The organism is Candidatus Nucleicultrix amoebiphila FS5, from assembly GCF_002117145.1.
Lineage (GTDB): Bacteria > Pseudomonadota > Alphaproteobacteria > Caedimonadales > Nucleicultricaceae > Nucleicultrix > Nucleicultrix amoebiphila.
Genome location: NZ_CP008743.1, coordinates 1334347 through 1355934, shown reverse-complemented (window position 1 = coordinate 1355934; position 21588 = coordinate 1334347). Strand labels below are relative to the sequence as shown.

Sequence of the window (21588 nt, the reverse complement as noted above, 5' to 3'; positions counted from 1 at the left end):
AGTCTTCTCCTATTTTATGTGACAGATATAACAAAACAAGGTGTTCCTATGACTAAAATTATCCAACTAGATGATGATCTAGACCTTCTTGACAGCATGATTCAAGACCAGAAGAAAGCAGATGAATTGTATAGACCCACTAATTACTGGGAAACGTATATGTCTAGTTTTCTTCCTGAGCTTAGAAAAAAAGGCTTACGTGATTTTAGGAGAAGAAAATTTAGCGTTATGGGGACGTTTGGAGCAACGGATATTAATCTGTTATCTATCGTTAATTTGCCTCAAATTCTTCAAACAGCACAAAAAACTAAATTGATATGGAGATTTGTTCCAAATGTAGTGTCTATTCTAGAAAAAATACTAAAACCAATAAGAAAGCTTTATGAAAAGCAAATAAATTCAGAAATAGTTGTTAATGCTTACTACCCTTATGCAAAAGAAAATTTCTTAAAAAAAGGATGGGACATCTCAAAATTTTCCATGACATTAATTGGCAATCCAGATGAAGCAATAAGTGTAGATGGAAAATATTGGTCAAGGCACCATTTAGATGTCGCAACCATTTTTATAGACGCTATGATTAGATCTGATTTTAAAGATGGTGATTTCTTCTGTGAAATAGGGCCAGGGTGTGGAAGAAACGTTGAATTCTTTGCAACAGCCTTTCCACATTCAACGATGATTCTATTTGATATCGCTCCGCAACTATACGTTTCAAATCAATATTTAAAAAAACGCTTCCAAGATAGATTCATTCCTTACGAAGAAGGCATAAAATTAAAGGTTTCTGACAAAAGTAAATGGAAAGGGAAAATTATTCTTTTACCAACCTGGCATATTGAAAAATGGAGCACAGTGCCTATTGATTATTTTTGGAATAGTGCAAGTTTTCAAGAAATGGAAATTCCAGTTGTGTCTAATTATCTTTCTCTTGTTAAAAAAATGAAGCCTAACTGGATATATATAAACGCCCTTCCAAACGGCAACTATTGGGGCGAATGGCATGCTGGGCAAGGAGGTACGAAGGCTCCCATAAAAGAAGAAATCTATACCATGAATCTAAAAGATCAATATGAGTTAAAAGAAAAATATTATACTAAATATATGCTACGAACCAATGACCACAACTCTCATATTTTTAAAAGAAAATCCAAAGCTGATTAAAGATGAGAAATTTATATTTATTAAATTGTTAATCAAATGCATCAACAAAAAGTCTGCATTCAAGGTCTTGGTTTTGTTGGCTCTGCAATGGCAACAGCTGTTGCTTTAGCAAAAGATCAGAACAACGCTTCCTTCTTCCAAGTCGTTGGAGTTGATTTGCCTTCTGCCGAGGGACAAAAAAGGATAAAAGCTCTTAATCAAGGGGTTTTTCCGTTTGAGACTTTAGATGAGGGTTTAAAAAGAGCCGTTCAAGAATGTCATCAGGCTGGCAATTTGTCCGCAACGAGCGATGAAAGTGCCTATGAAGATGCAGATATTGTTGTCATTGATGTACCTTTAGATTTTGATAGGTCAAATCAAAATCTAAAGTTTAGCTTTTTACCTTTTGAAGATGCCCTTAAATCAGTTGCAGACAGAATTAAACCCGAATGTCTTGTGATCATAGAAACAACAGTTCCGCCAGGCACTTGTGAAAAAATAGTTTTCCCTATCTTTACAAAAAGCTTTCTTGCCCGTGGGTTGAATCCAAATGATTTGCTTTTAGCTCACTCTTACGAGAGGGTGATGCCGGGAAAAGACTACCTAGATTCCATTATTAATTACTATCGATGTTTTTCTGGATATAATGAGCATTCTTCTAATGCTTGTCGGGCATTCTTGGAAAAGATAATAAATACGCAAGATTGGCCCCTTACCGAATTATCTAATATTACGAGCTCCGAAATCGCTAAAGTTTTAGAAAACAGTTATAGAGCAGTGAACATTGCTTTTATGGAAGAGTGGGCAGCTTTTGCTGAATCGATGGATATTGATCTATATTCTATTATTAAGAGTATCCGAATGAGACCAACGCACAGTAACATTCGCCAGCCAGGGTTTGGTGTAGGTGGATACTGTCTCACGAAAGACCCACTTTTTGCAAGCATTGCAGCTAAAGAACTGTTTGGTTTAAATGAGTTCCATTTTCCTTTCTGCGAGCTTGCAATCAAACAAAATCAACGAATGCCCTTAAGATGTCTAGATCATTTAACAAGACTGTTAGGAGATCTAAAAGATCATAAGATACTTTTATTAGGAGTAAGCTATCGGCAAGATGTTGCTGACACCAGATTTAGTCCTTCAGAGATATTCTGCAAAGAGGTTCTAAAACAATCGGGAAAGGTGATCTGTCATGACCCATTGGTTTCATTTTGGCCAGAACTAGGCATAACTATTGAAAGTGATCTTAATAAGATAGATCTTCACGATATAAGTGCTGTAGTTTTTGCACTTCCTCATCAAATTTACGCAAATTTTGATTTTAGAGAATGGTTAAAAAACCATCGACCTTTAATCTTCGACGCTAACAATGTTTTATCATCTGAAATGATGAGAAAATTAAAGCAAGACAACCATAAAATCTTTGCAATTGGCAAGGGTTCTTTGAACTAAAAAAGACTAGCATGAAAATATTGATTATTGGTGGCGTTGGATTTATCGGGTTACATCTTGCTCATAAATTATTAAGCTCAGAAGAGAACGTGGTCGATATTCTAGATGTTAAACCTTATAAAAATTTGGACGAAGAAGCGTTAAAGATTATCTCTCATAGTCGCTGTTCTTATATAGAGACAGATATAACGGATTTCAAAACAGTAACAACCGTTTCTAGAGATTATGATGTCATTTTTCATTTGGCAGCTATGCTAGGCGTACAAAATGTCATTAATAACGCCTCTTTAGTTTTGAAAAAAAACTATGCAATGACTGAAGTAGCTCTCGCTATTGCTTCGAATCAGCAGGCATTGCAAAAATTTTTCTACACATCAACTAGCGAAGTCTATGCAGGAACTTTACAGCATTATGGTCTGCCCTTTCCTACTGATGAAGGCACCCCTTTATCATTACCCGACCTGGATCAACCTAGAACAAGTTATATGTTATCTAAAATTTATGGTGAAGCACTGTGTCATCATTCTGCAGTGCCTTTTATTATTATACGTCCTCATAACGTTTATGGGCCACGCATGGGATTTTCTCATGTGATTTCCCAACTTTTGCAAAAAGCAGTATATTTAAATTCTCAAGAACCACTTGAGGTTTATTCTGTAGAACACAAAAGAACTTTTTGCTACATCGATGATGCTATTGGATTTTTGGTAGGTCTTTTAAAGATAGATATTAAAAATATAACTCTTAATCTAGGAGTAAGCCAACCAGAAGTAACAATAGGCGACTTAGCACAATTGATTTTAAATATCACTAATAAAAATGTAACAATTAAAGCACTCCCCGCAACTCCTGGCTCTCCCATAAGGCGAGCGCCGGCAAATGACAAAATTTGCAAATTATCATCTTATTCTCCCCGCTTTTCTTTAGAAGAGGGCTTAAAAAGAACCTATGAATGGTATATCAATCATCATTTCAAGAGCAGTAGTCATAAATGATCCCTACAGCTATACCCAATCTGTCTGGTAATGAAAAAAAATACCTATTAGACTGCATTGAGACAAATTATGTCTCATCAGTAGGACCTTACGTCAATAAATTTGAAGAATTAATTACCAAAAAATCTGAAAGTCTTGGGTGTGTTGCTGTCTCTTCAGGAACTGCCGCACTACACTTAGCTCTGCATGCTATTGGCGTACAACATGGTGATTTAGTTATTCTTCCTTCTTTTACTTTTATAGCTACGGCTAATGCTGTTGCACATTGTGGTGCTGAACCATGGATTTTAGATGTTTCAGAACAGGATTGGAATTTAGACCCTGCTGTTTTGCAAGAAGTTCTACAAAATGAAACAGAACAAATAAACAATAAAACTATTCATAAAGCATCAGGGAAAAGAGTTACTGCAATACTGCCTGTTTATGGTTTAGGATTGCCGCCTGATATGGAGAAAATTACAAAGATTGCCAATTATTATAGTTTAGCTGTTGTAGCCGATGCTGCAGCAGCTATGGGGTCTACTATCAAGAACCAAGCTATTGGACATCATGGAGCTACTCTTACAACATTTTCATTCAATGGCAATAAAACCGTTACATGTGGTGGTGGTGGTGCAATTATAAGCAATAATCCCTTGTTGCTTAAAAAAACAAAGCATATTTCAACAACCGCACGTATAGATGGGGGCTATAATCATGATGAAGTTGGTTTTAACTATAGGTTAACAAACGTTCAAGCTGCACTTGGTTGTGGACAAGTTGAGCAATTAGAATCTTTTCTAGCAATAAAAGAAAGTATTCGTAATTTTTATTGTGAAGCTTTTAAAAATATTGATGGTCTTTCTGCCTTCCCAGCGCCTGAAGGAAGAAAAAGTGCCTATTGGCTGTCAGGGGTTTACTTTAGAGATCGTCCTAAAGGCGATATGATAAAATGTTTAGAATCTCTGCAAGAAAACGATATTGAAGCTAAATTATTTTGGAAACCAATACATTTACAAAAACCCTATCAAAGTTGTTTTCGTTCAACAGTGAACGTAGCTAATAATATTTGGGATCGAATTTTAGTCCTTCCCTGTTCAACAAATATTACAAAAATAGAACTTGAGAAAGTAGCTAATTCTATACATGCTACATTAAAAAAATTGTAAAAAGATTAATGGAAAATAAATCAAAAACAATCATCATTGCTGAATGTGGGGTTAATCATAATGGCGATATAAATCTTGCTAAAGAGATGATTGATGTTGCTTCAGACGCAAAAGCAGACTATGTAAAATTTCAAACTTTTAAAACTGAATTGCTTTCTACGGCTGATGCTCCTATGTCCGATTACCAAGTAAGAAATCTTGGAAAAGTCGATAGTCAGTTTAATATGTTAAAAAATTTAGAATTCTCAGCAGAACAATTTCATATATTAAAAGATTATTGTGATAGTAGAAAGATCCCTTTTCTATCCACACCTTTCGATTTTGAATCATTGGATCTTTTGATCAATTTAGACGTCGATATGATCAAAATTTCTTCTGGTGACTTAACAAATGGTCCTCTACTTTTCAAAGCAGCCAAGAGTCAAAAGAAAATAATTATTTCAACCGGCATGGCAACTTTTGAGGAAATAAAGAAAGCATTGTCTGTTCTGGCCTGGGGATATTTTTATCCCAATCAAGAGCCTATTAATTTTTCATCCATGATGAACTTCTTCGCAACGAAAGAAGCACAGTCTATAATCAACGCAAAAGTTTATATTTTACAGTGTACGAGTGAATATCCCACTCCATCAAATTTGGTTAATCTCAACACTCTAAAAACACTTAAGTCTCAATTTAACGCTTCAGTGGGTTTTTCTGATCATACGCTCGGCTATCACATTGCAATAGCTGCAGTTGCAATGGGTGCAGCCATAATTGAAAAACATTTTACTTTGAATCGTGATTTTGTTGGCCCTGATCATAAAGCATCATTAATGCCAAAAGAATTAAAAGAAATGATCACTCAAATTCGTGAAGTAGAAAACGCTTTGGGTGATGGAATAAAGCAGCCTGTAGGTAACGAAATTGAAACTGCAAGACTCGTTCGAAAAGCCCTGTATGCAAATAATAACATTACAAAAGATCAAAGAATTTCTCCAGGTGATATTCAGGTTCTTCGCCCATATAATGGAAACTTAGAGCCAAACGCTTATTGGGATATAGTAAATACCCCTGCAAAAAAAGACTACCGCAAAGGTGATCCTCTTTAGGATATGCAAATGAGAGTTTTTGATCCTAATATTTCGACATTTTTGATTGGTGTTGGAGGACACGCCAAATCTCTTTATGAAAGCTTAGAAAGCGTCGACAGTAAATTGATAAGATACCTCGATCCATTGAAGGCAGATTGGCTTGAATCTTTGGGAATTGCAAAAATTAGTCAAGAAGATCTTGAAAAGGAATTATCTAAAAATCCTCAAGTTATTATAAGTTTTTTAGGTGGCACCTCTGAAGCTTTAAAGAAACGATTAGAATTGATGAAACTTTACAATAATATGGGGGGTACTCTTCCAATTATTACTCATTCACGGTCATCGATCAGTGCACGTTCCAAAATAGATGACGGTTGTCAAGTTTTTGCTGGAGCTATGGTTAATGCTTTTTCGCACATTGGATTTGGTGCAGTCGTGAACACAAATGCAGTTATCGAACATGATGTGGTTATTGAAGAAGGAGTTCATGTTGCTCCTTCTGCAGTCATTCTAGGAGGAGCACACATTGGTAGCAATGCTTATATTGGATCTAATGCAGTGATTATACAAAACACCCGTGTCCCTGAAGGCGTTTTTGTAAAAGCCGGATCAATCTGGAATAAAGAGTAGAAAATGAAAAATTGGCAAAGCTTAGTTGTTCAAAGCTTCCACAGTATAAAGGATGCCATGAATTTATTCGAAAAAAACAATGCTCAAATTGTCCTTGTGGTAGACGAAAGCAATGTTTTGCTAGGAACGGTCACAGATGGTGATATTAGACGAGGTCTCCTAAAATTTGTAAACCTGACGGATTCAGTCATAACAGTAATGAATCCAAAACCAATTACTGCTTTCGCGCACACATTAGAAGATGAAGTACTAAAGAAAATTTCCAATTTAGACATAAAATACGTACCAATTGTTGATGAAAAAAGAAAAATTAAAGGCGTTTACTCAAAAGAAGATTTTTCAAAAGTTTTACCTAAAGATAATCCTGTTATTATTATGGCTGGAGGCGATGGTATTAGACTGCGGCCTTTAACAGAAAATCTCCCAAAACCTCTTGTTGATATCAATGGCTGCCCCATTATTGAAAGACTTCTGTTGCAATTAATAGATCAAGGGTTTGGAAAATTCTATTTGTCCGTCAACTACTTAGGAGAGATGATAGAAAATTATTTTGGTGAAGGTAAAAAATGGGGTGTAGAGATTTCTTATTTAAAAGAAGATCAAAAGTTGGGCACCGCGGGATCTCTTCATCTTTTAAAGTCTCCCAACAAAGACTTGATTGTTTTAAATGGAGATTTGGTTACTTCTATTAATTTCAAACAGTTGTTAGCGTTTCATAGTGATGAAAAGGCAGATGTGACGATAGGCATACAACACATTACGTTTCGTGTACCATATGGTGTAGTAAATTACACTGAGGTGAAGGTTGATTCACTCGAAGAGAAACCTGTTTTAAATTATCATGTTAATTGTGGTATTTACGTGGTTAACCCAAAATGCTTAAACGAGATTCGTATTGAAGAAAAGATTGATATGACATGTCTTATTAATCGATTAATTGATAAAAAATACAGAGTCCTTGCTTTCCCTATTTATGAAGAATGGCATGATATAGGAAATATTCGCGACCTTGAAAAAGTTAGAGGGATATATAAATAGTAATGATCACAAAAAAGAAAATTTGTGTTTTTACAGCTGCACGCTCTGATTATTTTTTGCTTCGCCCATTATTAAAGTCTATTAAAGAGAATCCTAAATTACATTTGCAGATTGTCGTATCTGGAATGCATCTAAGCAAGGAATTTGGCGATACCTGGGAAATAATAAAGAGTGATGGTTTCGAAATTACTGAAAAAGTTCCTATGATTTTATCTACAGATACTCCGAATGCTACTGTTGCTTCCATGGGGCTAGGGATGATTCAATTCTCAGAGATTTTAACGCGACTTTCTCCAGATGTTTGTGTCGTTTTAGGTGATCGTTTTGAGTTAATGAGCTTTTCTATATCCTGTCACATATTGAAAATTCCTATAGCTCATATTCATGGAGGTGAACTCACTCACGGTGCTTTCGATGATGCCATAAGACACTCTATTACTAAAATGTCTGCTCTTCATTTGACTGCAACTGATGAGTATAAAAGACGTGTCATTCAGATGGGAGAACAACCATCTGCTGTTTTTAATGTAGGCGCGTTAGCTGTAGAGAATATTCAAAACATTCAAGACATTACTCTTGTTGATCTAGAAAAGCTTTTAAATTTGTCTCTTAATGAAAAATATTTTTTGGTGACATTTCATCCAGAAACCATGGGGAAAGTTGACATTAAGGTTCAATTAATTTGCTTATTGGATGCTTTAAAACGCTTTCCCGACTATCAAGTTCTCTGGACATCTTCCAATGCAGATCCTTCTGGAAGATGTATTAATGAGATGTTACGTTCCACAAATTTAGAACAATCTGTTCATTTTATTGAAAACTTAGGAGAATTATATCTCCCCGCTTTAAAACTTTCATCTGCAGTTATTGGAAATTCATCAAGCGCTATTATAGAAGCTCCAATTTTAGGTATACCTACTGTTAATTTAGGAACGCGACAAAGTGGAAGAGTTAGAACTTCATCCATCCTTGACGTTGATTTTCGAACAGAAGATATTTATCAAGCAATAAAAAAATGTCTGTCTCAAGACTTTCTATCCTCTATTAAACACGATAAACATCCCTATGGAGAAGGAAATACTGCGCAAAAAATAACAGAAAAATTATTGGAGTGGGATTTTTCAAAAAGTAAATTTAAAATCTTTTATGATTTGGATAAAGTTTTGTCATGATTTCAAAAAATATTGTTTTCTCCTCAATAACACCAGTTCTTCGAGTAAAATTTATTTTTTTAAAGGAATGTGAATAGTGGAAAAGTCAGCAGTTTTGAACATTGATGCAAACAAATACGCACCTTCTAAGCGTATTTTTCAGCCAAAATATGGCCTTCCTTCCGAAATTCAATTTTGCACAAATTGTGTTATTTCAAATCAGCGCCCAAACTCTTGTGTTGAATATCAACATAACTCTTTTAGCGTAAAAAAAACCATAGGTTTTAATGAAAATGGCCTATGTGATGCTTGTTTGCTAGCTGAACAGAAAAAAAATACTATTGACTGGGAAATAAGAGAAAAGAGTCTCATTGAACTTTGTAATAGATTTAGAAAAAACAATGGAGAATATGATTGTTTGGTCCCAGGTTCAGGAGGTAAAGATAGTTTTTATGCAGCGCACATACTTAAACATAAGTATGGAATGCATCCTTTGACAGTTACATGGGCACCACACATGTATACAGATTGGGGTTGGAAGAATTTCCAATCCTGGGTACATGCAGGATTTGATAATTATTTATGCACGCCCAACGGGCAAATACATCGTTTGCTAACTCGGCTAGCAGTGGAAAATCTTTTCCACCCCTTTCAACCGTTTATTATTGGCCAAAAAGCATATGCCCCAAAAATGGCAGCCCTCTTCGATATTCCTCTTGTGTTTTATGGAGAAAATGAAGCAGAATATGGCAATCCCATTGCTGACACTAAAACAGCATTACGTGACAGAAGTTATTTTTCACAGCCTCAAGACGAGTTATATCTTGGAGGTGTGAGTATATCAGATTTACAAAAAAAATACGGTATAAGTAAAGCTGATTTAACTCCCTATCTTCCAATGAAGACCGAAGATTTAGAGAGAAAAAATATTGAGGTTCATTATTTAGGTTATTATCTAAATTGGCATCCTCAAAGCTGTTATTATTACTCTATTGAAAACAGCAACTTTCAAGCTGCTCCAGAAAGAACACCTGGCACTTATAGCAAATATAATAGTATAGATGATAAAATTGATGACCTTCATTATTTTACTACTTATATTAAATTTGGTATTGGTCGTGCTTCATATGATGCGGCTCAAGAAATTCGTTCAGGTGATATTACTCGAGAAGAAGGAATTGCCTTAGTTAAACGTTATGATGGTGAATTTCCAGAAAGATTTTTTGATGAGATTCTTTCTTATCTAAGTTTGCCCCCCAAAGAGTTTCCTGTTGCCGCTAAAATGTTTGATCAACCTATTATGGACAGAGCTTATTTTGAAACTCTAACAAATAAGTTTCGTTCAGATCACCTATGGATGCACGATGGACAAAATTGGAAATTAAGAAAGACTATTTATGAAGCATAATGAATACATTTTTGATATTCAAAAAAGAAAAGTAATACGAGATTTTGAAGGTGCTTACAAAAATTTAGAATGTGTTTATCCTGATCAGTTTAACTTAGAGAGTCCAAAATTTCAGCTTGCATTACACAGAGCTTGTTTGATGGATAGCCCATCTGTTTTGGATGTAGGAGCTGGTTATGGAGTGTTTGTTAATGCCCTTAGTAAACTTGATATTGATTGTACTGGCGTAGATATCAGCGCTAGCGCCGTCAATAAAGGAAAAGAAAAATATGGAAAACAGTTAAAACTATATCAAGGAGATTTAGTGAAAGGTTTAGACTTTCAAAAAGGCTCTTTTGATTACGTTATTTGTTTTGGAGTTCTCACTTGGTTGTTAGATTCTTTGGATCAGTGTCTTGGTAATTTGAAGCATGTGCTTAAAAGCGATGGGCTCCTTGCTATTTCAATTTCTATTAAAGATACCAATGTGTTTTTTCGTGATATTATTTCGAATGAAAACGATTTTTTAAACCTTGTCAGCAAGCACTTTATTATTACAGATTTCTTAGTTCATTATCATGAAATTAGCCCTACTGAATCAAATCCGCAGCATTTTGATATTTCAACTCAAGCGAGAGACTTAATAGTTTTTTGTAGAAATGAGCAATAAATTGCGCTTAAAACCCCTTTTATATGTAGTGCATTGTGTTGATACTGAAGGTCCTCTGGAAGAAACTCTAGAAGCAACTTTCGAACGTCTTCGCAAAGAAAGAAAAATTGATCTTCCTCCCTCTTTACTAACTCTAAAAGCGCTTCAAAACAAAGAAATTGATCTAGGGGGGTCTGAAAATGAAATAGCTGAATATTTATCACCATCTCGATTAGCATATTTATCCACATGGCAAGCGGTTGAAGACATGATCTTAAAAGCAACTGACCATAAATATCGCTTAGACCACTCTGGGTCAGATGGTAGTTTATATACTTACTCTTGGTTTATAATTGATGTTGTTGGCTATAAAGATAACCCTCGAAGAAAAGCGATTGGATTTCATACTGTTTGGGATCAATATCAACATATTCTAAAAGATCGATTTTTTAACGATGTTTTTGGTTGGCATTTCCACACTGTTCCTCCTACTCATAATGCCCTTCATTATAACACTTGCTGGACAAACAATGATTTTCATGAACAAGTTTTGTCTCGCAAAATTATAGAAAGAAAATGGTTTCCGTTTCTTTTTAGATCTGGTGGTGTCATTGAACGTAATGACCTTAACTATTGGCTAGAACGTTTTATTCCGTTTGATTATTCCAATCAAAATAATAAATTTTCACAGTTTTCTCCTGGATGTCAAAGTGACTGGAGACATTCTCCTACTCAATGGGGAGCTTACCATCCTTCATTTTATGATTACAGAAGACCTGGTCAAATGAAGAGGAGTATTTTTAGATGTCTTGATGTTAAGACGCCAGGATGTGTCCTTGACGATCACGAAGTTAAAAACGCTTTTCATCAAGCTCGTGAAACTGGTGTTGCCGTTCTTGCGTATACCAATCATGATAGAAGGGACATAAGACCAGAAATTGAATATGCTTGGAATCTTATAAATTCAATAAGCAAGGATTTTCCAGATGTTGAGTGGCAATACACTAACGCATTAGATGCAGCAAAAAATTATCTGAATATTGAAGAGAACAGTAAATTATCTATAGAACTAGAATATCAAGATGAGCTTTTAACTATACATTCTAATCAACCTTTATTTACAAATGATTTATTCCTCGCCATCAAGGAAAAAGGAGATATTTATTACAGAGACAACGTAACTATTGAATCAGAAACCTCATGGTCTTATTACTCTCCAAGATGGTCTTCAATAGAATCTATCGGCGTTGGTGCTGTTACTTCTTGTGGGCAATCTGTTTGTAAAGTTTTAACTTTTTAGGAAGCTCAAAGATGAATGACTCTAAAATCTTAGCTCTCATTACAGCAAGAGCAGGCTCGAAGAGATTGCCAGGTAAAAACACTCGTGATCTAGGAGGTCTACCCTTAATCTCATGGACTATAAGAGCTGCTCAAAAATCTAAATATATCTCCAAATTAATTTTATCAAGTGATGACCCAAAGGCAATAGAGATCGCTAAAAGTGAAAATTGTGAAGTGCCATTTCTGAGGCCTTCATCCTTGTCAGATGACCATAGCACTTCATATGATGTAGCAGAACATGCTTTAAAGTCTATGAACATGAAGTATGATTGGTTGGTTTTACTCCAGCCCACTTCTCCTTTTAGATCCAGTGAAGACATAGATTCGGCCATTGCATTATCTCTTAATGAAAATGCCGATAGTGTCATCAGTGTTAGTGAAGTTGACAAAAGTCACTTAATGCTATTTATGCGAAATTCAAATGGTAGGCTCGAATCTCCTTATGGGATAAGCTTAAAGGATTTGAATAATTCTCGGTCTCAAGATCTCCCTATTCCATATGAAATTAATGGTGCTCTTTACGTTGTCAAAACATCTTGGTTTTTAGAAAGAAAAACATTTTTTGATGAAAGCACAATTTCAATGGTAATGCCCAAAGAACGTTCTGTAAACATAGATACAGAAATGGATTGGAGACTTGCTGAAATGTATTTAAAAAATATTATAGGAGTAAAAAAATGAAAATACTTGTTCTAGGTGGTGGTAGTATTGGAAAAAGACACATCAAAAATTTATTGTCAGCAATTGACTCAAAGCAACAGGTTTTTGTTGTGGAGCCAAAATTAGAAAGACAGAGAGAAATTATTAATCTTGGAGTAGCACAAGAAAATATATTTAATTCGAGAGATGATGCCTTAAAATCTAACCAATACACTGGTGCAATTATTGCAACACCTACTTCGATGCACTATGAGGATGCTTTTGCATTAGTGACTCATGGATGTCATATGATGATTGAAAAACCTCTTGGCATTGATGCAAGTCATTCTGAACAACTAGAGAAAAAGGCGCGTGAAAAAAATATTTTTATTTTTACAGCCTATTGTTTCAGGTTTGATCCAGTAGCAAATAAATTTCATCAACTCATTAAAGAAGGAATTGTTGGCAAGCCTTTGTACGCACGTGCTGAAATGTCAACTTATCTTCCTGATTGGCATCCACATGAAGACTATCGCACCTTTTATATGGCTAAGAAGGTTCTTGGGGGAGGAACATTATTAGATCAAAGTCATCTTTACGATATGACCCAGTGGTTTTTTGGAGATTTTTCTTCTGTTTTTGGCATTACTAAAAAACATAGTGATTTGGAAATTGAAACAGATGACTTTGGGGAATTTATTTTTAACATGAAGTCTAACATAAAAGTTTCAATCCACATTGATCTGTTTACAAGACCTTGGAGAGAATTCTATCAAGTAACGGGAGAGAAGGGAACATTATTGTGGGATATTCACACGCGTAAAATAATCTTAGAGCATACTGATAACAAAAGAGAGGTTGTAATGGAGGGAGCAGATTACAATCAAATGTACATCAATGAATTAGATTATTTTCTTAAACAACTAAAAGAACCAGGCAAAGTCAGTGGCCCAAAGTATATAGAGGGCAAAAGAGTTGTTGAGATTATTGATGCAATTCGACAATCTTCTGCTGAAGGTAAGCTTATTCAAGTTTAAATGAAAAAAAACCTTCTTTTAACGTCCCAGGATTATGGCTCTGGTGTTAATTTAATCCCTCTTTATAATAATACAAGGTTGCATGACTTATTTAACGTAGGTGTTATTTTATCAGGGCCCTCCTGCAGTTTGATGAGTAAGAGAAATACTGTTAAGGAGAGCGGTGTTAAAAAAGGCTTATCCCTTATTTATAATATTCAAACAACTGAAAATATTGCACATAAAGCCAAGCAATGTATTGAAGATTTCAAACCAGATATTCTTATGACGGGGATATCAGGTATTGGTATAGGAGTTGATGAAGCTGCCCTTTCATTATGTAAAGGGCATATAAAAACATTTAGCTACCAAGACTATTGGGGACATCTGAACTATTCTATAGAAATGCAAGCGGATCATTTATTCGTGTTGGATTCTTTAGCTGCGCAAATTACTTCAGAAAAATCCTCGTCTGCGATAACGATAGCTGGTGCGATGAAATATGAATACTATGATCAATATTGCAAGGAGGAGATATATCAACAGCTCCAAAACTCTAAAAACTTAACAGATAAATATTGGGTGTTTGTTGGACAACCGCTTTGGCATTTAGAGTCCTATAAAAGAACTTTAGAAATTGTGTCAGATAAGGCTGGAAAAGAGAAAAGAAAACTTTTTTATATCCCTCACCCCGCTGAATCTCCAAAAGAACATAATAATATTGATCTGCTAAGAATTAATTTTTATTCAGAATCATTAGGGGTAAACAAAGAAGCATTCACATTAAATGCAGAAAAGATGGTAACTTGCTATTCAAGCTTTGCTTTTGACATTTTGCTCTTAAAAAAAATTCTTCAACAAGATACTCCAGATGTTGTTGTTTTACTGTTATATGATGAAATGAGAGAGTTTCATCAACGTCACTCAGGAGGGTTAAGTTTCTTTCCATTAAAAGGAAAAGGTATAACAGAAATTTCTTCTGTTAAAGATCTCGATCTATTGTTTCATTCCCCGAGCAATAAAGAATCTTTCTCACTTGATTGCTATCAAAATGCGACTGAAAAAATTATTAATTGCTTGAATAGTTAAATAATCGATGTTGCCTCGTGTTATTGCAAGAATGGACATAAAGTCCAAAAATCTCATCAAAGGTGTCCATTTAGAAGGCCTTCGGGTTCTGGGTGAAGCAAAACTATTTGCAAAGATCTATTATGAACAGGGCGCAGATGAAATAATTTATTTAGATTCAGTTGCGAGCCTTTATGAGCGTTCTTACTTAGTGGATCTTATTAAAGAGACAGCAAATGATGTTTTTATTCCGCTTACGGTAGGGGGGGGGATTAAAACTCCAAAAGATGTTGAATCAATATTACGTGCAGGAGCGGATAAAATTGCTATTAATACCGCGGCCGTCAAAAATCCCTCTATTATCAAGGAAATAGCAACAGTTTTTGGTAGCCAATGTATTATAGTGCAAGTTGACGTAAAACGTACAGCGCTTGGGTTTGAAGTCTATATAGATGGAGGACGTGAAAAAACAGGACTCTCTGCCCTAGAGTGGATTAAAGAGGCGCAAGATCTAGGGTGTGGTGAAATTATTTTAACTTCTATTGATCAAGACGGTACAAAGAAAGGTTTTGATGTAGAGTTGATTTCAAAAGTTTCTCCCCTGGTGCATGTTCCCTTAATCGTAAGTAGTGGCTTTGGGAAGTTAAAAGATCTGTCAGAAATAAAAAAGTTCAATCTAGATGCGCTAGCGATCGGATCAGCGTTGCATTACAACCTATGTACGATAAGCGATATAAAAAAGTTTTATGGCTTTGATGACTCAGATGAAAAAAATTAGTATTATTGATTATTCTATAGGTAATTTGCATAGTGTCGTCAAAGCATTTTCCTATATAGGGGCCGATGCATACCTAATCACTGACCCTGTTGATGTAGCAAACGCGGATCGTCTAATTCTACCTGGTGTTGGTTCTTTTGGTCAATGTATCAAAACCCTCAATGAAAAAGGATTTTCTGAAGGTATTTTAAAATTTATTGAGAAAGAACGCCCCCTTCTTGGTATTTGCGTGGGCATGCAACTCTTATTTTCTAAAAGCTTTGAGCAAGGCGAATTTAATGGTTTAGATATTATCAGTGGTTCAGTTCATAGAATTGGATCTTCTGAGTCTGCAACATCTGTTAAAGTACCTCATGTAGGTTGGAAAAGATTAGCTAACAGTCAAGATATACCGTTACTCAACGATGTTGATCCAAAAGAGTCATTTTACTTTACTCATTCCTATAATGCGCAAGTGTGTGACCCAGAAGCAAAAGTAGCGATCACTCATTACAGTAACAATAAAATCACAGCGCTAGTGAAAAAGAACAGTACGCTGGGTTGTCAATTTCACCCTGAAAAAAGTAGAGCAGCTGGCCTTAAAGTATTAAATAATTTTTTGAATTTATAGGTTAAAAATACATGCAAAAAAAGTTAGTTATAGGAACTGCTTCGTCAGAGAGGACACAAAAGAATTTAGTGATTCCTTTTGTCTCCTCAAAATTGACTGATGGAAAACTGCTTGTAAAAGATCTGAACAATTTATTATGCCCGAAAATTTTTAGTGATATTTCTGAAAAAGATAAAGTCTATCAAAATCTCGACTCTTTAATTGAATATTTCGTCGTTAAACATACCAAAAAATTAAAAAAAACAACAAAGGATCATCTCAGTGACGATTTCTATAATTTTTTATTAAGGCCTTATTTTAATTACATTATATGCTCGGTATTTTCAAAATTTCAAATTTTAAAAAATGTTATTGATAGCTCAAAAGAGTCCCTCGCAGTGGAAGCATTAGATGTAAATCTAGGTGAAAGATTTATTAATTTTCAACACTTCCACCTTAATTTTCATTTCAATCAGAATTTTCATATGTGGATTTCTTCTGTCATACTAAATTTTCTGAAAAACGATCGAGTAAAAATAAAAACAATAGGATCATTTCATCCACAACCTTTTCTTAATAAGAAACGTTCCATATGGAACGAAATTATTAAATATAAAATGTTTACTAAACCTCATAGATTCTTTTTTCTTTTTTCCAATCTCTTAAATGATAAATTTAATAAACATTTATTATTTAAGAAAGTTTACGGGATTGGTTTTTTTATATCTCTTGTTTTTTCAAGTATACTCCTTCTAAAGAGAAGAAGACATTTTGTCGAACAAAAGTCAGCTAAGGTTCATAAAAAAAATTTCAACTTAGATAATTGGGACCCTAATTTTATTAATTCTCTAGAACATATTATTATGCAAACTCTTCCCTATAGTTTTAATGAAGGCTTTAATGATTATCTTTCGAAAGAGAAAAATACAAAAACAAGGAAAGCCAGAATTATCTTTGATAAGTCTACGATGCAAGATGAATTCTTGATTAAGCAAGCACTCTCAAAAGAAAATGGACGGTTAGTTTTTGTGCAGCATGGGGCGGGTTATTGTACACATAATGAATATAGACTTCTCTCTTATGAATTTAATTCAGATATGTTTATAATTTGGGGAAAACAAGCGCCTAACAAAGGACAATGTGAATTTATTTCTTTGCCCAGTCCCTTACTTTCTAAAATGAAAAACAAGCATCGATTTAAGACAGATACTCTTGTTTTTGGAGGGACTTGTATAAACCCATTGTGGGATGGTGTCCTTTACCCGGATCCATCTCATTTAAGAGGGTATTTGGCTCAAAAAGTTGACTTTTTTAATTCGATAGATACAAGGCTTATCAAAAAATCCTTTTATAAGGCTCATCCTGCTGGGGAAAACGATACTGTCTTCTTTAATGAAGTCTTTTTTATTAAAAACTCATTACCAGAATTACAAATAATACCTTCAAATATGAATTTTGAAAAATATCTCTTAAGCTGCAGACTATTAATTTTAGATCATTATGGCACCGCATTTTATAAAGCTATGGCTTCAAATACACCCACCATCTTATATTTTGGTTTCCCATTTTTTGATTTTCTCCCAGAATTTAAGAATTTACTAAATGAATTTCATGAATGTGGCGTGTTCGTAACATCAGCAAAAGATGCAGCAATCAAAGCAAACGATTTGTGGGATAATGTTGAAGAATGGTGGCTATCATCAAAAGTGCAAAACACTAGAAATAAATTTTGTAAATTATATGCTCAGACTGATAGTTTTTATCTATTTAAGTGGGCGAATGCCATTTTTAAGTTGTAACTTAAAAAATATAACCCTAATTTTCATTCAATATAATTTCAAATTAGAAGGAAACTAAAATGCCTCTCGCAAAATCATCTTATCTAGTGGGTAACTCTCGTTATTGGGAAAATGCAAATTATGATGCAACAAATGTTGGACATCCAGCATTTAAATTTTATGGTTTAATATTAAAACCTGATTTCAATATGACAGGTGAGAATGGAGAGAATTTACTTGATTGGGGATGCGGACGCGGAGCGAATGTTAATTATTTCAATCAATTAGGCTTTAAAGCTCAGGGCATGGATATGAGCGAAAGCGATATTGAAGTTGCGAAAATTAGATATCCGCACATTGCTCATCGTTTCACTCGCGTTTCCCCCTCACCTTCTGAGAACACACTGCCTATAGAAAAATATGATGTAATAACAGCTATTCAAAGCCTTTATTATCTTTCTAATACAGATTTCAAAATTTTAATCGATAGTCTATATAGTGCTTTAAAACCTAATGGGATTTTTTATGCCACAATGATGGGTATCTCTCATGGGTATTTTGAATTTTCAAAAGAGCATGAAGATGGTCTTCGACAAATTACATTTAATACAAAAAGAGGATATAGTCTTGAACAGTATTTTGTAAATTTTACTCAAAATAAAGAACACTTAATAGATAAATTATCTGCTTTTAAACCTGTACATATTGGTTATTATGATGAAAAATATAGAGAGGATGAAGGTTCAGGTTTTCATTGGACCTTTGTAGGTCAGAAAATTGTATAATTAATCATGAAATTCAATAATATTTATAATCAAAACAAGACGTTAGGTAAATTCATAATAGCTTTTCAAATTTGAAGAAGGTCTCAGATTTTTCAAATTACATTAAGTAAATCTACTTTAAGCTAGATGAAACTTATAAAGAATTTTAAATACAAAAATTATAGCATATGTTTATAGTAGAAATCGAATTTCCGCCTCAATTAAGTTTAAAATGTATTAAAGCAGGAGACTATCTTGTCCTCGGTTTATAAAAATGTCTATTATGAGAACTGGCTCGATCCCACAGAAGAACCTAGTTATTTTCAATACTGGAATAACCCATCAAAAGAAGAGAGTTTTGATGATTTTCAAAAAATGGAAGCTCATTTATCAGATATAGGCCTTTATAAGGACTTGGAGAATATTCTTAAATATTGTAAAGCCAGAAACCTCAAAATATTAGGTCACGGTCTAGACCTTGCTGCAGGAAATCTCTGGGCAACCGCCTATCTTTTAAACAACAGCAACTCTATTGAAAAAATGCTTTGTTTAGAATTTTCAAAACATCGACTTCTAAACCTTGGTCCTAAACTACTCAATCATTATAAAGTAGATAAAACAAAGGTACAGCTTATTTTGGGAAATTTTTATGATCTAAAACTAGCTGATGAAAGTATAGATTTCGTTATATTATCAGAAGCACTACATCACGCCGGTGACCCCAAAAAACTGCTCGCTCAAGTTTATCGAGTTCTTAAGAAAAATGGCGTGGTGATTCTTATTGGAGATCTTTTTATTTCAAAAACGCTCTACTTAAAATGCTTCGCTAACTATATTATCTCTTATGCATTCTTTAAAATTGCTCCTCATGTTTTAAAAAGAAAATTTAATAAATTTCTGGAAAAAAAGGATTTTTCTATTAATTTCAGAGATTTATATTTCCCTCCAGATCAAGAAACGGGTGATCATTATTTTTTACGTTCTGAATTTCACAGTTTTTTTAAAGAATTTTTTTGGTTCAAAGAATTTAAATCAACAAAAAAAAATCTTCTTTCATTTGTTTTAGTTAAGAAATAATCCATCGAGATATCTTTTATGAACAAAAATTCATTGCCTCTTGTTTCCATAGTAATAGCTACTTTTAATAGAGCACCTCTCTTAAAGGAGACCTTACAGTCTGTTATTAGCCAAACTTACAAAAACCTTGAAATTATAGTTGTTGGAGATGGATGCACAGATAATACTGAAGAGGTTGTTGCGAATCTTAATGATACCAGGATACACTATTTTGAGATAACACATGCTGGTAGACCTGCTGTTCCCAGAAATTTTGGTGCCATGAAAGCGAAAGGTAATTATATTGCTTTTTGTGATGATGACGATATTTGGGTGAATACTAAAATTGAAAAGCAGCTCGCCGTCTTTTTGTGCAATCCTGAGCTAGGATTAGTTTACACTGGTTTTTCTAATTTTACTAAAAATACTGATTTTTCAGAAGTTGTTAATCTTGATAAGACTAGTTTTGAGAAGCAGCTTTACCGAAATAGGATTGCTTTTTCAACTATCATGATTTCTAAAAAGATACTTCATAAAATTCAAGGATTTGATGAGAGAGCCGCTTTGAAAGCATCGGAAGATTATCTCTTTGTATTAAAAATTGTTGCTTGTTACCCCTTTTTTTTCTTAAATGAACCACTTCTAAAATATCGTGTTCACGCAGAGGGTATTAGTTCAACTAAAAATTCTGTTTGGAAATTATTCAAGTATTATATTCGCTTGTTAATTTGTTTCTTTGAGTGTTATAAGTTAAGATATTTATCATTTTCTAAGTTAATATTTATGGGTCTTTATCATTTTAAGCATGTATCAAAAATGATTTTATTTACATATTTTCAATCTTTTAAGAATATATGGTGTCTCAAAAGATGATTATTCCATGAAGATCCGTTGTTCAATGCGTAAAGAGAATTCTAGAAAAGAATAATTTTAATTAGAAGCAATGAAAAAGATACTTATCTCAAATGTTGGATTTGGAGAAGCTTGTCCTAGTGCATTAACTTTGTTGAAAGAAAATGCTTACGTCATTGAAAATAAAAACAATATAAAATTTACAGAAGCTGATTTTTTTAATCATCAAATCCATGATGTGGATGTTTTGATAGCTGGCACAGAGAAAATCACTCGGACACTTATTGAAAGTGCCACTAAACTCAAACTAATAGGACGGGTAGGGGTAGGAATAGATAATATTGACCTTGACGTTGTACAGGCTAAAAAAATCAAAATAAGCTATACTCCAGATGCACCTTCGACAGCAGTGCCTGAGTTTACAATTGCATTGATACTGAATTTAATAAAAGGTGTTTCTTATTCTGATCGTAAAATGCATCAAAAAATTTGGCATAGGCCAATGGGACGCACTTTATCAAAGTGTAAAATTGGAATTATTGGTGCAGGAAAAATTGGATCGTCGGTCATAAAATTAATAACCTCTTTAGCCCCAACCCTTGAAGTCTTTTTTTACGATCCACAGATTGAGTGCATTAAAAATGCTCAAAAAATTTCATTGAATGACTTATTTCAAATTTGCGATATTATTTCGCTCCATGTTCCATTAAACGAATTCACAAAAAACCTTGTAGATACAAATCTACTAAGTAAGATGCCTCAAGGCAGCTATTTAATTAACACATCCAGAGGGGGTATTGTTAATGAAGCATCCTTATATGACGCTTTAAAATCAAATTTAGCAGGAGCGGCCATTGATGTATTTGAACAAGAACCCTACATGGGCAAATTGTGTGAACTAGAAAACTGCATTTTAACATCTCATATAGGATCAATGACGCGTGAAACGAGGGGATTAATGGAGACCCAAATTGCAGAAGATGTTATAAATTTCATTAGAAATAAGCCTCTAATGAGACCTTTTGAAAACTTTTAATTAGT

21 protein-coding genes are annotated in these 21588 nt (G+C 34.1%); all 21 read left to right on the top strand.

Annotated features, from left to right (window positions below; genetic code table 11):
- Positions 1-48: 48 nt before the first annotated feature.
- The 21 genes from GQ61_RS06700 (at position 49) to GQ61_RS06600 (ending at position 21583) form a co-directional block, all read left to right on the top strand.
- Complete coding sequence (locus GQ61_RS06700) at positions 49-1164, top strand: putative sugar O-methyltransferase (RefSeq protein ID WP_085784585.1); 1116 nt, start codon at positions 49-51, stop codon at positions 1162-1164.
- Between the two features lie 36 nt (positions 1165-1200).
- Positions 1201-2595: a nucleotide sugar dehydrogenase gene (locus tag GQ61_RS06695; RefSeq protein ID WP_085784584.1), complete on the top strand. Its 1395-nt coding sequence runs from the start codon at positions 1201-1203 to the stop codon at positions 2593-2595.
- A gap of 11 nt (positions 2596-2606) precedes the next feature.
- Complete coding sequence (locus GQ61_RS06690; protein WP_085784583.1) at positions 2607-3590, top strand: NAD-dependent epimerase/dehydratase family protein; 984 nt, start codon at positions 2607-2609, stop codon at positions 3588-3590.
- A complete protein-coding gene (locus GQ61_RS06685; RefSeq protein WP_085784582.1) occupies positions 3587-4738 on the top strand; it encodes an aminotransferase class I/II-fold pyridoxal phosphate-dependent enzyme in 1152 nt (383 codons plus the stop codon). Before GQ61_RS06690 ends, GQ61_RS06685 begins: the two co-directional genes overlap by 4 nt.
- 8 nt (positions 4739-4746) lie before the next feature.
- On the top strand, positions 4747-5829 hold the full coding sequence (gene neuB / locus GQ61_RS06680; protein ID WP_085784581.1) for an N-acetylneuraminate synthase: 1083 nt from the start codon (positions 4747-4749) through the stop codon (positions 5827-5829).
- A gap of 9 nt (positions 5830-5838) precedes the next feature.
- Positions 5839-6441, top strand: a complete 603-nt coding sequence (locus GQ61_RS06675) for an LbetaH domain-containing protein (protein WP_198157300.1) — start codon at positions 5839-5841, stop codon at positions 6439-6441.
- Between the two features lie 3 nt (positions 6442-6444).
- On the top strand, positions 6445-7479 hold the full coding sequence (locus GQ61_RS06670; protein WP_085784580.1) for a nucleotidyltransferase family protein: 1035 nt from the start codon (positions 6445-6447) through the stop codon (positions 7477-7479).
- Between the two features lie 2 nt (positions 7480-7481).
- Complete coding sequence (neuC, locus tag GQ61_RS06665) at positions 7482-8651, top strand: UDP-N-acetylglucosamine 2-epimerase (RefSeq protein WP_085784579.1); 1170 nt, start codon at positions 7482-7484, stop codon at positions 8649-8651.
- Positions 8652-8727: 76 nt separating this feature from the next.
- On the top strand, positions 8728-10038 hold the full coding sequence (locus tag GQ61_RS06660; protein ID WP_157111167.1) for an N-acetyl sugar amidotransferase: 1311 nt from the start codon (positions 8728-8730) through the stop codon (positions 10036-10038).
- Entirely contained in the window at positions 10028-10687 is a 660-nt protein-coding gene (locus GQ61_RS06655; RefSeq protein ID WP_085784577.1) for a class I SAM-dependent DNA methyltransferase, read from the top strand. The genes GQ61_RS06660 and GQ61_RS06655 overlap by 11 nt, the downstream gene beginning before the upstream one ends.
- A 1-nt stretch (position 10688) precedes the next feature.
- Positions 10689-11966, top strand: a complete 1278-nt coding sequence (locus GQ61_RS06650) for a hypothetical protein (RefSeq protein ID WP_157111166.1) — start codon at positions 10689-10691, stop codon at positions 11964-11966.
- Between the two features lie 11 nt (positions 11967-11977).
- Entirely contained in the window at positions 11978-12688 is a 711-nt protein-coding gene (locus tag GQ61_RS06645; RefSeq protein ID WP_085784575.1) for an acylneuraminate cytidylyltransferase family protein, read from the top strand.
- Positions 12685-13683, top strand: coding sequence for a Gfo/Idh/MocA family protein (locus tag GQ61_RS06640; RefSeq protein ID WP_085784574.1), 999 nt, complete (start codon positions 12685-12687; stop codon positions 13681-13683). Before GQ61_RS06645 ends, GQ61_RS06640 begins: the two co-directional genes overlap by 4 nt.
- Positions 13684-14751 (top strand): hypothetical protein, encoded by a 1068-nt coding sequence (locus GQ61_RS06635; RefSeq protein ID WP_085784573.1) that lies wholly within the window; start codon positions 13684-13686, stop codon positions 14749-14751.
- Positions 14752-14758: 7 nt separating this feature from the next.
- Positions 14759-15508: an imidazole glycerol phosphate synthase subunit HisF gene (gene hisF / locus GQ61_RS06630; protein WP_085784572.1), complete on the top strand. Its 750-nt coding sequence runs from the start codon at positions 14759-14761 to the stop codon at positions 15506-15508.
- A complete protein-coding gene (hisH, locus tag GQ61_RS06625; RefSeq protein ID WP_198157299.1) occupies positions 15495-16118 on the top strand; it encodes an imidazole glycerol phosphate synthase subunit HisH in 624 nt (207 codons plus the stop codon). Before hisF ends, hisH begins: the two co-directional genes overlap by 14 nt.
- A gap of 11 nt (positions 16119-16129) precedes the next feature.
- Positions 16130-17896 carry an LIC12162 family transferase gene (locus tag GQ61_RS06620; protein ID WP_085784570.1) on the top strand — a complete coding sequence of 589 codons (1767 nt, stop codon included), beginning with the start codon at positions 16130-16132 and terminating at the stop codon, positions 17894-17896.
- A gap of 59 nt (positions 17897-17955) precedes the next feature.
- Positions 17956-18660: a class I SAM-dependent methyltransferase gene (locus GQ61_RS06615; RefSeq protein WP_085784569.1), complete on the top strand. Its 705-nt coding sequence runs from the start codon at positions 17956-17958 to the stop codon at positions 18658-18660.
- 234 nt (positions 18661-18894) lie between these two features.
- The gene (locus GQ61_RS06610) at positions 18895-19716 is read left to right on the top strand and encodes a class I SAM-dependent methyltransferase (protein ID WP_085784568.1); all 822 of its coding nucleotides are present in this window, start codon (positions 18895-18897) and stop codon (positions 19714-19716) included.
- Positions 19717-19734: 18 nt separating this feature from the next.
- Positions 19735-20568, top strand: coding sequence for a glycosyltransferase family 2 protein (locus tag GQ61_RS06605; RefSeq protein WP_085784567.1), 834 nt, complete (start codon positions 19735-19737; stop codon positions 20566-20568).
- Positions 20569-20638: 70 nt separating this feature from the next.
- Positions 20639-21583 (top strand): NAD(P)-dependent oxidoreductase, encoded by a 945-nt coding sequence (locus tag GQ61_RS06600; RefSeq protein ID WP_085784566.1) that lies wholly within the window; start codon positions 20639-20641, stop codon positions 21581-21583.
- Positions 21584-21588: the final 5 nt, after the last annotated feature.